Source organism: Candidatus Thiosymbion oneisti (assembly GCF_004359955.1).
Lineage (GTDB): Bacteria > Pseudomonadota > Gammaproteobacteria > Chromatiales > Chromatiaceae > Thiosymbion > Thiosymbion oneisti.
Genome location: NZ_SMSC01000015.1, coordinates 1 through 13,013, shown reverse-complemented (window position 1 = coordinate 13,013; position 13,013 = coordinate 1). Strand labels below are relative to the sequence as shown.

General features: G+C 56.8%; 19 protein-coding genes and 1 pseudogene. 3 read left to right on the top strand and 17 right to left on the bottom strand.

Annotated elements, in window-relative coordinates; all coding sequences use genetic code 11:
- Positions 1-211: 211 nt before the first annotated feature.
- Entirely contained in the window at positions 212-427 is a 216-nt protein-coding gene (locus E1958_RS10130) for a hypothetical protein (RefSeq protein WP_133511781.1), read from the bottom strand.
- 1,256 nt (positions 428-1,683) lie between these two features.
- On the opposite strand from E1958_RS10130, the gene E1958_RS10125 reads away from it, so the two are divergent.
- From E1958_RS10125 to rnhA, 3 genes are all read left to right on the top strand, one after another.
- Positions 1,684-2,307, top strand: a complete 624-nt coding sequence (locus E1958_RS10125) for an NUDIX hydrolase (protein WP_133511780.1) — start codon at positions 1,684-1,686, stop codon at positions 2,305-2,307.
- Positions 2,308-2,563: 256 nt separating this feature from the next.
- Entirely contained in the window at positions 2,564-3,385 is an 822-nt protein-coding gene (locus tag E1958_RS10120) for a class I SAM-dependent methyltransferase (protein WP_243448512.1), read from the top strand.
- Positions 3,378-3,824, top strand: coding sequence for a ribonuclease HI (gene rnhA / locus E1958_RS10115; RefSeq protein ID WP_133511778.1), 447 nt, complete (start codon positions 3,378-3,380; stop codon positions 3,822-3,824). Before E1958_RS10120 ends, rnhA begins: the two co-directional genes overlap by 8 nt.
- A gap of 538 nt (positions 3,825-4,362) precedes the next feature.
- Here rnhA and E1958_RS10110 read toward each other — a convergent pair.
- The 16 genes and pseudogenes from E1958_RS10110 to E1958_RS10040 form a co-directional block, all read right to left on the bottom strand.
- Positions 4,363-5,238: an alpha/beta hydrolase gene (locus E1958_RS10110; protein WP_424945076.1), complete on the bottom strand. Its 876-nt coding sequence runs from the start codon at positions 5,236-5,238 to the stop codon at positions 4,363-4,365.
- Positions 5,153-5,764, bottom strand: coding sequence for a DUF5615 family PIN-like protein (locus tag E1958_RS22000; RefSeq protein WP_424945075.1), 612 nt, complete (start codon positions 5,762-5,764; stop codon positions 5,153-5,155). The genes E1958_RS10110 and E1958_RS22000 overlap by 86 nt, the downstream gene beginning before the upstream one ends.
- Positions 5,765-5,892: 128 nt before the next feature.
- Positions 5,893-7,569 (bottom strand): sodium:solute symporter family transporter, encoded by a 1,677-nt coding sequence (locus E1958_RS10100; protein WP_133511776.1) that lies wholly within the window; start codon positions 7,567-7,569, stop codon positions 5,893-5,895.
- Between the two features lie 155 nt (positions 7,570-7,724).
- Complete coding sequence (locus E1958_RS10095) at positions 7,725-8,279, bottom strand: 3-dehydroquinate synthase II domain-containing protein (protein WP_165742205.1); 555 nt, start codon at positions 8,277-8,279, stop codon at positions 7,725-7,727.
- A gap of 388 nt (positions 8,280-8,667) precedes the next feature.
- Positions 8,668-9,345 carry a PIN domain-containing protein gene (locus tag E1958_RS10085; RefSeq protein WP_243725257.1) on the bottom strand — a complete coding sequence of 226 codons (678 nt, stop codon included), beginning with the start codon at positions 9,343-9,345 and terminating at the stop codon, positions 8,668-8,670.
- Positions 9,346-9,361: 16 nt separating this feature from the next.
- Positions 9,362-9,610: a UPF0175 family protein gene (locus E1958_RS10080; protein ID WP_089724234.1), complete on the bottom strand. Its 249-nt coding sequence runs from the start codon at positions 9,608-9,610 to the stop codon at positions 9,362-9,364.
- A gap of 29 nt (positions 9,611-9,639) precedes the next feature.
- A complete protein-coding gene (locus E1958_RS21655) occupies positions 9,640-9,765 on the bottom strand; it encodes a ribonuclease HepT family protein (RefSeq protein ID WP_279381420.1) in 126 nt (41 codons plus the stop codon).
- Positions 9,762-10,052, bottom strand: a complete 291-nt coding sequence (locus tag E1958_RS10075; protein WP_089724235.1) for a nucleotidyltransferase family protein — start codon at positions 10,050-10,052, stop codon at positions 9,762-9,764. The genes E1958_RS21655 and E1958_RS10075 overlap by 4 nt, the downstream gene beginning before the upstream one ends.
- Complete coding sequence (locus E1958_RS10070) at positions 10,015-10,329, bottom strand: DUF2442 domain-containing protein (RefSeq protein WP_133511774.1); 315 nt, start codon at positions 10,327-10,329, stop codon at positions 10,015-10,017. Before E1958_RS10070 ends, E1958_RS10075 begins: the two co-directional genes overlap by 38 nt.
- 9 nt (positions 10,330-10,338) lie before the next feature.
- Positions 10,339-10,617: a DUF4160 domain-containing protein gene (locus tag E1958_RS10065; protein WP_089724237.1), complete on the bottom strand. Its 279-nt coding sequence runs from the start codon at positions 10,615-10,617 to the stop codon at positions 10,339-10,341.
- Between the two features lie 196 nt (positions 10,618-10,813).
- Positions 10,814-11,254 carry a clan AA aspartic protease gene (locus E1958_RS10060; RefSeq protein WP_133511773.1) on the bottom strand — a complete coding sequence of 147 codons (441 nt, stop codon included), beginning with the start codon at positions 11,252-11,254 and terminating at the stop codon, positions 10,814-10,816.
- A gap of 300 nt (positions 11,255-11,554) precedes the next feature.
- Positions 11,555-11,872 carry a HigA family addiction module antitoxin gene (locus E1958_RS10055; RefSeq protein WP_089724239.1) on the bottom strand — a complete coding sequence of 106 codons (318 nt, stop codon included), beginning with the start codon at positions 11,870-11,872 and terminating at the stop codon, positions 11,555-11,557.
- Positions 11,873-11,893: 21 nt separating this feature from the next.
- Complete coding sequence (locus E1958_RS10050; RefSeq protein WP_133511772.1) at positions 11,894-12,184, bottom strand: type II toxin-antitoxin system RelE/ParE family toxin; 291 nt, start codon at positions 12,182-12,184, stop codon at positions 11,894-11,896.
- Between the two features lie 148 nt (positions 12,185-12,332).
- Complete coding sequence (locus tag E1958_RS21650) at positions 12,333-12,455, bottom strand: HepT-like ribonuclease domain-containing protein (protein ID WP_256091456.1); 123 nt, start codon at positions 12,453-12,455, stop codon at positions 12,333-12,335.
- Between the two features lie 74 nt (positions 12,456-12,529).
- A pseudogene (locus E1958_RS21645) lies at positions 12,530-12,694 on the bottom strand (HepT-like ribonuclease domain-containing protein); the annotation flags it as partial.
- Positions 12,695-12,721: 27 nt separating this feature from the next.
- On the bottom strand, positions 12,722-13,013 hold a 292-nt coding region (locus tag E1958_RS10040), incomplete at its 5' end, for a nucleotidyltransferase family protein (RefSeq protein ID WP_481752901.1).

The following is a 13,013-nucleotide window of genomic DNA, read 5'->3' as shown; positions in this document are numbered from 1 at the left end:
AGCGTCGAAAACCTGGTCGAGCCCTGAAGTATCCCCACAAATCAGCCTCTGGCTCCCACGCTGGAGAGACTGTGAAAGAATTCGCCCGTGCTTGCGGGCCTTGGGTTGCAGCACCTCGGAAGCCCGGAAAGCGGTGCCCAGGCGCTAAATCGGCGGTGTCTAGCCGCTGAGTGCCAGCTCCTGGATTTGTGGTGGGCAAGCCCATAAATAGCTAATAAAGTTTGAGCAGCAGGGCCAGCTCGAACGCCGGCTGACCCGCGGTGAGATCATCCTCGGTATTGGTAAAGCCCAACGCCTGCAGGTCGAGTGTGTTCACGTAAGCGTCGATCGCCCGAACCAGGTTGGTCTCGCTGACATAATCTTCGACCCGGGGCGGCAACAGGGCTCCCTGAGCTCGGGCTGTGCCTTGCTTGTATCGTCTCGCCATAATTGTCAGCCGATTGGATCTGGCTCGACCGCTGGTCTACCCTTTACTACCACCAACGGCGAATTCTTTCACAATCTCTGGAGCGTGGGAACGAGCCATTAGGGCATCGTGGCAGCTCATTCGCTCCATAACTCGTTGTTTTAGATTGCAATAATGTGGGGATACCTCAGGGTCGAGCCGGCTATTGGTGGTCACCGCCAAGACCTTTTTCCGAACGGCATCGGGTAGTGGTTAATATTTAAATGATTTGTTGGGCACGCCGCCGTCCCTGGCGGTTTTGCCCAACCTACGAGCTTCGCCCCTCTCCCACCGGGAGGGTGTCGCAAAAGGGTAGCGCAGGTGGGTAAACTACGACGAGCCAAGCTAACGCGTGGGTAGCAAGCAGCGATGCGAATTCGACAATCTGGGGCGGGCCTTGGCGCTGAGGCCCGCACGGACGCTGGTTGCTGCTCTTTGGCGCTGGATTCGGCGGCTCAGCCGGTGGGTGCGGGTTCAACTGGCTATTCCATCTCGGGTGCCGCGCTCAGGCCACCCGGCCTCTCGGTTGGCCCCTGTTGTCCTCGGTGGTCAGCGCTGATCGCGAGAAAGCCCTTTTACAACACCCTCTCCGGGAGAGGGGCGGGGTGAGGGGATCCAAAAAGAAACCGGGAGTGGTCGATGAACCGCTCCACGCGGTTCTATCCTCCATCCCGGCACGACCCTCGCGTGTGGTGAGCACCTGTCTGCGTGCAGGGACGCACCGGCAGGCGACGAACCGGAGCGGTCCAGCGGAAACTTTGGAGTGCGGCGGCGACTTTATCCCAGCATTAGTAGAAACCCGCGGTACCTGGTGTAACCGGGGCTGCCGGCATGTACACTGCAAACCCGCCGCCGCTTTGGATTTGGCGACGCCTCTATCCCCGGCAAAGGCGCTGCGGCCAGGGGAAAGCGCCGTCGCCGCGGCGCGTGTGGAGCTCGATGCCCAGGTTCTTGGCAAGTGCCGCTGGTATCCCCCGTCGCTGAGGTTCGATTCGGTCGCGCCGCTTTGCCGGCGCACTCCAAAGCAGGGCCGCAGGATGCGGTGAGCGCGGTAGAACCTTCAGGACGGCGCCATAGAGGAGACGCGAACCGCATCGATGGACTAATGGACTAACCGTATCGAAACGGAAGCCGTTGGTCTCCCCTCACCCGTTAGCACACTAGCCGGTAAGCTCTCCCCCTGCGGTGGAGATGGCAAATGACAACCAGAAAAATTAGTATGATTCGCCAGGGGACACATGGAGATCGGTGTAATGCTGGATCGGCTCGACCGCGGTGCAATCTCCGGCCGGCTGCGATCCGGTCGGGCATCCCGTCCCCACGCCCAGGAGCTGCCGGGGGCACCGCGCCGGGAACCCCGGCCAGCGGCGGTTCTGGTGCCTATGTTTCGATATCTGGAGGCCTGGCATCTGCTCTTCATCCGCCGTACCGAGTATCCGGGGGACCATCACAGCGGCCAGGTCGCCTTTCCCGGCGGTCAATGGGAGCCGGGGGATGCGGATGCCGCCGCGACGGCGCTGCGCGAGGCACGGGAAGAAATCGGGCTGGATCCCCGGCGGGTGGTGGTGCTGGGTGAGCTGCAACCGCTGCATACGGTGAGCAACTACCTGGTCACCCCGGTCGTAGGCGAGATCCCATGGCCGCTGGCGCTGAGGCCGGATCCGAGCGAGGTCGCGCGGGTGTTCGGTATCCCCCTGGCCTGGCTCGGGGATGCCGCTCACCGACGGGTGCTCACCTGGCCGGCGCCGGATCACCCCGAGGCCCGGGATGTGGTCTTCTACGACGAGTTCGACCAGGAGCTGCTGTGGGGAGTGAGCGCACACATCACCGTGGATTTTCTGGCTAGGCTTACTCGGGCTTGAGCACCAAACCCATACTGCCCGCAGAGAAGATCACGAGTACCTCAGTGCCAAAGTACCGATAACATCGGTTCGGTTCTATCATTGAGAATTCTGTTTTGCCGCAAATGAACGCAAATGGACGCAAAGAGAACCACGGATGAACACGGATGGAGACAAATCCGTGTTGATCCGTGTCGATCCGTGGTTCGATATAGTAAGGATTAGGTAGTTTATTAATCGAGAACGCCCCCTAGGCTTTCCGGTTTCAACCCTCTGTATGGCAAATGATATGACCGATTGTCCCGATCACCGCAGGCCGGCGTCGATTGCGCCCCTGGATGCCTGGTACGGCTCGACCCTGGGCCGGGAGCTGGCCGATCAGGAGGCCCGGTGCCTGGAACGCATGCTGCGGGACACCTTCGGCTATTATCTGCTCCAGGTGGGCGGGGGCACCGCCCTCTCGGAGGCGATCCAGGTCAGCCGCGTCCGCCGCCGCATTTTGCTCTTGCCGACTGCTGCCCCCTACTCCCTCGGATTACAAACGGTTGCCGTCCCTGAGCGGCTCCCCATTGCCGCCGATAGTGTGGATCTGGTGGTGCTTCCCCATACGCTGGAGTTCGCGGACGACGCCCGCCAGGTGCTGCGGGAGGCGGAGCGGGTACTGATCCCCGAGGGTCGGTTGGTGGTGTTCGGCTTCAACGCCTTGAGCCTGTGGGGTCTCTGGCGTCTGGTGCGACGCGGACAAGGCGGCCTACCCTGGTGCGGCAGGTTTCTGACCTCCTTCCGCATTTGTGACTGGCTGTCGCTGCTCGGCTTCAATATCGAGCTGCAGGAGACGATGATGTTCCGTCCCCCCTGGCGCCGTGCCTTGCTGCAGCAGTTCTCGTTTCTGGACACCCTGGGGCGGCGTTTCTGGCCGGTGTTCGGCGGTGTCTATGCCCTGCGGGCCGTCAAACGGGTATCCACCCTGACGCCGCTGCGGACCTCCTGGAAGAGCCGGCGGCCGGTGCTTGCCGCTGGGGCCGTGGAGCCCACCACGCGGGAGACCGCTACCCGCAGCGTCGGACTCGGTAAAACGGCGGAAGGGACCCGTGTCTGAGCCCGTATCTGAACCAGTAGAGGTCTTCAGCGACGGGGCCTGCCAGGGCAATCCGGGCCCCGGTGGTTGGGGTGCGCTGCTGTGCTACGGTGCGCATGAGAAGGAGCTCTGGGGGGGAGAGGCCGGCACCACCAACAACCGCATGGAGCTGATGGCCGTGATCCGGGCCCTGGAAACCCTGCAGCGTCCCAGCCGGGTACGGGTCACTACTGACTCCCAATATGTGAAGCAAGGCGTTACGGCCTGGATGGCCCGCTGGAAGCGCAACGGCTGGCGCACCGCGGACCGCAAGCCGGTCAAGAACCGGGATCTGTGGGAGCGCCTGGATCAGGCGGTCGCGCGGCACCAGCTCGAGTGGCGCTGGGTACGGGGTCACGCCGGACATCCCCAAAACGAGCGGGCGGACCGGCTCGCCAAGCGCGGGATTCCCAAGGGTTGATGTGTCGTTCTTTATCGCAGATTACGGCGGGTTTCACAGCTAAGAAGCTGCCTGGTTAAAAGCAATCCTGAATGATTCGGCGCGGTTTGGGGGACCGGACGTGTTGCGTTTCGACGCCCAACGGCTCATTGAGCGACGGCCAGGTCCGTACCAGCGTCTCAACGCAACCTACACCCAGATTACCCCCGCGCTGCCGGCCCGCGCGGCCTCGCGTTAAGTGTTGGTTGGGTTAGGCGCGCGGTTCGATCCCGAAACCCAGTGACAGGGCTGAACGCGCCCTAACCCAACACGCCGGACTGGTCCCAACGCAGGAGGGATCTTTTCCCACAACCAACGCCAAATAACCCAGGACTGCGCCCGGACCGGCACGGCGCCGAACGCGGCGTAACGCAACCCGACGCGAGGATCCGTTTTAACCAGACAGCTTCTTAAAATCCAACCACTACCGTGAAGGGAAACAAACTGCATCGCCGAAACCGACAGCCAGCTGCGGGACAGCCCGGATCGGATTGAGTATGGGAAAATCGACCTGGGGCAATCACTCCCGGCAGAAACGCTCCAGCCGGCGGGAACCGGTTTGGACCTCTTCGCCGGAGGGGAGGCGCCCGTCCGGTCTTCGCAGCCAGGCCGTGATGTCGGCCATCACACGCTCACCCTGCAGGTCGCGGGTCAACATATGCCAGCCCTCCCGATAGAGCAGGATGCGGATGTCCCGCCGATCCGCCGGTATCAGGTCCAACAGGGTGCAGAAAGCACCGTCCGGGATGATCTCGTCATGCTCCCCATAAAGTACCAGGGTCGGCCCAGGCAGTCGCCCGGCCCTGGTCATCGCCAGATCCATGAGGTTCGTGACCCCCCACAGGGCATCGACTCGAGTCCCCCTGATGACGAGCGGATCGGCGCGGTAGGCGCGGAGCATGTCGGTATTGTCCGACGGCCGAATCCCGAGTCCGCTGCCGGTCAGCTCGAGGAAGGGAAGCGTGTAGGCTACCAGCTTGAGCGCCCAGCGCTGAATCGGGTGCATGGTAGCGCGGGACCAGATTGCCGGTGCCATTAGCACGATGCCATCCACTCCCGTATCTGCCTGCGCCGCAGCGGCCATGATCACCGCGCCGCCCATGCTCTCCCCGAGCAGAAACAAGGGGAGCCCCGGATAGCGCTCCCGCAGCAGCTTGGTCAGCGTCTTCAGGTCGGCGATCAAGCGTTCCTCTCCACCCCAGCGCCCGCGCTGGGCAGTGGCGCCGAAGCCGCGTTGGTCGTAGGCGAAGGTCAGTACGCCCTGGGTTGCCAGGTAGGGACCCAGGGTCGCGAAGGCGTTGCTGTAGTCGTTAAAGCCGTGGAGCGCGAGCACCAGGGCCTGCGGCCGTTCGACGGCGTCCCAACGCCGCAAGGGTAGGCGGTAGCCGTCGGCCATGATCGCCGCCTTGACGCCGAGGCGGGCCTGGCCTGATACGCCGGCGGATTCCTGCTGCTGCGGCGAGGTGCAGCCGGTAATCAAGGCGGCGATAATGAGGTAGATGATCGGATGCCCCATCCAGCATAATCGTGATGCGGCTTTTGCCTTTGGCCTCCTCCTGTAATCTGGCAAGGTGCGGGATCTCCTTAGCGCGCTTTGCTTGTGAGAAGTCGTACTCGTCACGCATAGTGCTTGGCCTCTTTCCGAGTTGATTTGCGGGCGGAGATGAGGCGGATGCACGCTTCGCCCTGCAGTGTATACACGACTTCCTGGAATTCGGGCTCTCCGATGGGCGTATGCGGATTCGGTTCGCTTGCAAGACGACTATGGCACCATCAAGAAGCTCACGATGATACCGTTCGAGTACCAGCAAGCAATATTTCCCCTGCTCCCTGGCGCGAATGTCTACCAGGCGGACGATGCCGTTGTGCAGCTGCCCCTTGACGATGGCCAACTCTCCGAAGTCCTTGTCCAAAGTAATCAAGATCCGTTGTCTCGGCAAGCAAGGGCTATGATCTCCTCATCTCTCATGCGTTGTTTCCTCATATCCCCGAACCCTTGCCATGCTGGTGCAATCCTCGACATCCTTTTCGGGCCGCGGGATCAAGGGCCCTACCCGACCGCCGGAATCAAGTTTTCAGCGGCGTAGTTGAGGAACAACAGTATGCCGAGCAGCAGAAAGAAATAGAGGATCAGCAGGCTGTAGGCCGGCCGCCACAGAGGCCCGCGCTCGAACAAGCCGCTGCCGCCCAGGGTATACCTGCGGATGGTCTGTGCGTCTCCGTCCGGGTTGCTCCCACCGGAGCGAACGGAGAAGCGGAACCCCGTTGAACCGCCGGCGCTTCCGGCACGGATCCGCACCAGGCTGATGGCGAAGGTCACCGCGACCGCAACCAGTAAGCCGGTGAAGTTCCACCACATCCAGAACACATCCGGGAGAAAAATCCACAGGTAGAGATTAAAGGCGACGCCGCTGATGATACCTGCGAACATGCCCACCGCCGTCGCCTTGCGCGAGAGTACGCCCACCAGAAAGGCAGCCAGGATGGGCCCGTAGAAGGCCGAGCCGATCTTATTGATACTCTCGATGATGGTATCCGAGATGCCGCCGACCACGAATGCAAAGCCGGTGATGACCAGGCCCCAGAAGACGGTCGTGACCTTGCTGAGCAACAGGATGCGTCGCTCGGCGAGGGTGCGGCCCCGCTCGACGAAATCGCGCATGGTGGCGGCGGACAGGGAGTTCAGTGCCGAGTCGAGGCTGGACATGGAGGCGGCCAGCAGAGCGGAGATGAGCAGCCCGCGAATGCCGACGGGGAGCTCGTGGAGGACGAATGCCGGAACCAGAAAATCGTATTTCTGCCCCTCCAGAGACTGCTGGAGATCCGGTGAGACCATAAAGGCCGCCCCCAGCGTGAGCCCCATGATGACGTAGCCGAGGGTCAGGGGAAAGCGGGCGAAGCCGTTGAGATAGAGGGAGCGGCGGGTGTCGGCGACACTCGATGCCGAGAGCTCGCGTTGAACCTGGCTCTGATCGGCGCCGTAGTAAGACATGTAGAGAAAAAACCCGCCCACCAGAAAGCCCCAGAAAGGCGCCGCGGACTCCCCGGACAGACCCCAGGTCAGATCCAGGGCCTGCCAGCGGTCCGCGGGTATGAGCGAGAACACCGAGTCCATGCCGTCCAGGTGCTCCAATGCGAAGCCGATGATGATGAATACCCCGGCAAGCAGGATAAGGCTCTGGACCACGTCGGAGTAGATGACCCCCTTGATACCGCCGATGGTGTCGTAGATCAGGGTGATCAGCCCCATGGTCAGGATGGTGATCCACAGCTCCAGATCCAGAATCACGGCCAGCACCAGGCCGCTGGCGTACAGACCCACACCGGTGCCGAGGGCGCGGCTGAGGAGGAAGACGGCACTGAGGAGATAGCGGACGGAGGGCCCGAAGCGATGCTCCAGATATTCATAGACACTGATCAGCCCGAGTTGGCGGAAGAAGGGGAGCAACAACATGGCCACGCCGATCATGGCCAGGGGTACCGCGAGCTCATACTGTAGCCAGGTGAGCCCGCCGCCGGGCTTTAGGGCGACGAAGGCCGGGATCGAGATGAAGCTGATGGCCGAGGTCTGGGTCGCCATGGTGGACAACCCGATGGCCCACCAGGGTAGGTTGCGCCCGCCCACATAGTAGTCTGCTTGGGACTTCTGGCCCCTGGCCAGGAATAGGCTCAGACCGATCATGGCGGCGGCATAGAAGGTGACGATTGTCCAGTCGAGTGAAGTCATGCTGGATATCCTGTCGCCCGGTCAGGACCGGATGGCGGTTGCTGAGGCTCTTCGCGCATTATAGCCAGCCCGGGCGAGTGCCCGGTCGCCCTGAACTCCCGATGCAGCCACCGGAGAGAGATTGCGGATCCATGGAACCGAGTGATAGAAAGGGACTAAATTTCTTCTATATATTCTTCCTTGCGCTTCCCCAAGTGTCGCCCGGGGATGTCATGACGGCACACAAGCTTGTCACCTACTTCAACAGTTTTTGCATCAACCATATTCTCCTTACCAAAGAATCGCACGCTATCAGAAAATTGCACCGTACTTGAAAGCACCTGATTACCGCATGTGCACTGGACCTGGAGCAACTCCCGGCGTTCAATTTTAACCCTTCCTACCGAGATAACCCGCATCCCTTCACGAGAATAGACGGGAATTTTATCACCTGCTTTCAATTCACTCAAATAGCATGTTTTGCCTTCCTCCAGTAATAAATATTGATGGAATGCTCCTGCATTAACTCTAAATGGTCTGGCAGGATAGGTAGTAGTAGGCACACTTTCGGATAAGGATAACAAATAGCCGTATCCGGTATCACCGACGAACACGCCCTCCGTTGGGGCGAGCGCATCAACAAAATCGATGCAGACCCTTAACCCTTCTCCCATTGGTTTAATGTGAGTTACATCACAGTATTCTATGGTTTCCATCATTTTTATACCCATAATCTGAACGACTCTACATATTCTTTCATAGCTCTTTTCTCGTGTACCGCTGCCACTCGGGCAGAAATAAGTCGTATCGCTGAATCTCTATCCTTATGGACTGCAACGCAATGCCATCCGGTCGACAAACAAGAGGAGAAACGACGAATCACGCGAATCCGCGCGAATGGATGCGCGCCGATTCGCGCGCTTCGTCATTTTCTCTTCCGCATCCTGATCGACCACGACCAGCGGTCAGCAGCTAACTTAATGGCATTGGACTGCAACGAGAAGGTGTTGTTTTTCAGATAAGCCAATTGTTACGTACCTCTCTTCCATTTCCGCGTTCAACGGATCCGGAACAGAAAGAGGATCCGATAGAAGAGTACTGGCTTCCTCAAAAATTATATCAGCCATCTCCGAAAATATAGTTTAAATCAATCTCGACTTCTTCAAATGGTGGTATTCTTGCTTTGTCAAAAGGTTTTTCAACCCTATACTCTACAGAAAGGGTAACACGATATTTTTCGTCAACAAGTTCATAAGCGATCAGCGCCTTATCTTCTGGAGAAATGACCCAATAATACGAAACTTTGTTACGTTGCAATAACATAAAGTTATGAAATAAATCTTTCCTTTCATGTCCCGGTGAAGTAATCTCACAAACCCAATCCGGTGTCATCCGCCTGATTGCCGTTTTCAGTACTATCGGGTAACCCTCGCGTTTCGCCCGTAGCAAGATTCCCAGCGAGCCAGTCAGCTTCAGTCCGCACAGGCGCGCAACCCGCCTGCCGGCTATCTCGTCGATGCAAACCGTGGGGATTTTATGGTCCAGTGCATACTGGATGACCGATGCCTCACCAAGATCCAGGTTGTTGCGCAGCAACGGTGGAATCGTTGCAACGGGAGCGTCTAGGATCATCAGCCCACGCGCAGCATTGAACTGCTCGACCGCAAAGGTTGCGGCACCCTTCGCGCGGATCTCCACGGCAACTTCATATGGAACGTGCACAGTTCCATACAGACTGTCCAGCAGATGAAGATCATTCAGCGCGGCTGCCAATGCAATGATCGGCCCCGTGTTCATGACGATCTCCTTCTCGTTATGCATCTTCGGCATCGAGTGCGAGCTCTTCATCGCTGATGTCGATCATCGGCACGCCGTAGCGGTGGAGCTCCAACAGAAACGCCGCCCGATCCATACCGGCCAGTTGAGCCGCTATGCCGGAGGAGAGCCGCTTGCACTCGAACAGCTTCGCTGCCATTGCCATCCGGGCCTCGCGCTCGAATTCCTCAGGCGTCTCCTGCAGGAGATCAGGCAGGTTGTCGGGCAACGAGATGACTAGATTCATTTGACTTCGAAGTTTCGGATCACCGCATCCTAGATCTGCTCCGTGGACTCGAATCCCGCTCGATCCAGATCGGCAGTGTAACGATTTATCCGCTCAATGGCTTCCAAGATGTGCCCAAGATAGTCACCTGGACAGGGGTCGGCATGATTAGTCATACGGGTACTGCCTCGCTCAGCACCTTCTCACGGAAACTATCGGGAAGGGCGTTCGGAGTAAGCACATCTACCTCGACGCCGAGCAACTCCCCCAACTCGTAGTGGATCGCCCCAATATCGAAGAGCGTCATGTGTCCGTTGGGATCGATCAGAAGAGCAAGATCACTGCCCTCGTCATCCTTGCCATACAGCACGGATCCAAACACCCTGGCATTCCCTGCGCGGTGGCTTGCGATGATACGCCTGATCTCAGCCCAATGCCGTATCAGGGCTTGTGATGATTTCATGCTCTTTCATATCTTCTATGTAAAATTGCCGGAACCGTGGCCAAGCATATAGTGCCTCTGGATTAAAATCTTGCCCATCAGGCCACTCTAGGTTCCCTCCATCATTTAGCTTCACCCGACGAAAATATGCTGGATCTTTAAGCTGCTTCATCCATCCTTCGCCTATTACAGGCTCAAAATCGATAGTCTCTGTTTTTCCATCCTTAAAGGTAATATCAATTACATAGTCTTCTTTGATTTTAAAGCTCACTATTACCCATTTTTCTAAATCTGCCATGATTTTCTCCTAACTCAGAGGATCGATTTTTGAAAAGCTTGGAGTCGTTGTTGATGTGTTAAGCATACTCCAGTTTCGCCTTAGTTCATTCTTTCTAAGCTCAATCCATGCTTCTACGAGCTTTCTTTCCTTGTTTGGAAATCTGCCTTCTATCAACTCTGCTGTTTCTATATTGAACACCGCTTTTTGGCCGGCATAGTCAGCGTGTATATGGGGATAGTGATGCTTTCCACCTATTTCCCTATACATGTAAATTATGATTCCAAAGAACCTACATAATTCCGGCATGTCTATCTCTCTTAAGTTTCAGGTTGATCCGGTTAAGCTGAAGGAACCTTGAAAAATTCGGTAGTGTTTTAACTTCGTTTTTTCTGGTTTATAGGGTGTATCAAAAAACCCTGTAACAGGGAGTTTCTAAGATTAGACTTCTGACTGCATGTCGAGTTCAGTTGGGGTTCGTTCCTCACCTCAACCTACGCGGACTTTACTTGGCTAGCGCCACTGGATAGTTCGGATGCTTTGGATTGGCGATGAGTTGTCGTCGCCGAGGATCGACGACCAAATCCATTGCTTCCAAAGGCAATGCGCCCAATAAGGATTCATCACCAATCACAACCGCTTCCGTGACATAACTACGGTTTCCAAAGGCAACTTCGATTGGTGCGATTTTCGGTACTTTGTATTGATGACCATCGGCCAAAGTAACTACCTGCCGGCGCGCTTCGGTAAGCTCGAAGCCCAGCTGTAAAGCGACCTCCTCCGTGACGCAAAGAAAGGTTGCACCAGTATCCACTAATGCATTGATTTCCATACTCTGATAGTTGAAGAGATTAGTCAGATGAACGGTAGCATAGGTTAATCCCATAGCACCTACCCCTTTAGCAACACCTATGGCAAAAAAGTTTTGGCCTTGTCTTAAGGGCACCTTTTATCTTTTAAGAATTCGAAGCGCCGCCTCTCCATCAGGCGATGATTTCGTTGATGCCGATTTGTTACGCACTAATTGCCACCAGCGGCCCAACCTGATTCTTTGGTTCATGGACCGACAAATCGTAAGTAATGTAGGTTGGGGTGAGGAACGAACCCCAACATTCGATTCATCACCGCGTAGGCGGTCACATCAATGGCGGATAAGGAGACAAGCTGCCGAATGCGCTCGACAATCCAGCCGCGGCGGTGGTTGAAATTCAACCCGTAGGCTGGGTTGAGGAACGAAACCCAGCTTCTATGGGCGCGCTTGGTTTGCCGAGTCTCGTCCCTCGACCCAGCCTACGGGCTCAACTTGATTCTTTGGTTTATGAACTGATAAATCGTGAGTTGCCTGAAGGTTGAGCCAAAACTCCGGTGATGTATTAAAAGCCTGAGCAAGTAGCCAAGCAGTGTCAGGGGACACTCCCCGCTTACCCCTGATAATTTCATTAATCCGCTGCACGGGAATACCGATATGTGCTGCAATCGCTTTTTGTGACAATCCCATTGGTTCAAGAAACTCCTTGAGTAATATGATCCCCGGATGGGTTGCTAGTCTATGAGATGGTATCATATCGCTGTCTCCAATGATTCATTAATGATAGTCGATGATTCGGACTTCATGGGCGTTCGAGTCTTGCCACCGGAATACGATGCGCCATTGAGCATTAACGCGAATGCTATGGAAACCTTTGAAGTCTCCTTTCAGTGCTTCCAATCTGTTTCCAGGCGGTGATCTGAGATCATCCAACGACTGAACTGCATTGAGTACGTCCAGCTTGTAAAGCGCGGATGCAATGAGCTGCGAAGGTAGTTGCCTGACGCGAGCACTTGATATGCTGTGGTACAAATCCGATGTTGCTTGATTTCCAAATGACACGATCATGCGCAGAGATTAACGCTTTCACGGAATCCATGCAAGGGTTTCCGGCTTACGGTCTCGGTTTTCCATGGCCTACACGTTTCCCTTACAACTTCATGTAAGAATTCGCGCAAAAGAAATGAAGCCAGGGAATCGATCACTACTCGTGCGCTCAAGATAGTCCGTCTCGCAGTTCCCTTACCTGCTTTGCAAACCCCGGTAGGTCGGTTTCAATCGTGTCCCAGGCGATACCCAGGTCCACTTTGAAATAGCCATGTGCGAGGGCATTGCGCATTCGTATGCAAATCTCCAAGGCACATTCGTGTGTTCACGGGCGAATTCAGGATATCGCCGCTCGATATTGCGCGCAGCCTCGCCGATGATCTCGAAATTTCGGATCACCGCATCCTGAATCCGCTCTGTGGACTCGAATCCCGCTCGATCCAGATCGGCAGTGTAACGATTTATCCGCTCAATGGCTTCCAGGATGTGCCCGAGATAGTCACCTAGACGGAGGTCGGCAGTATTAGTCATACAGGTACTGCCTCATTCAGTACCTTCTCACGGAAACTGTCGGGAAGGGCGTTGGAGGTGAGTACGTCCACCTCGACACCGAGCAATTCCCCCAGCTCCAATATCGAAGAGCGTCATGTGTCCGTTCGGATCGATCAGAAGATCAAGATCACTGTCTTCGTTATCCTCGCCATGCAGCACAGATCCAAACACCCTGGCATTCCCTGCGCGGTGGCTTGCGATGATGCGCCTGATCTCAGCCCAATGCCGTATCAGGGCTTGTGATGATTTCGTGCGCTGTTTCTCGCAAATAGCACCTACCCCTTTAGCAACACCTATA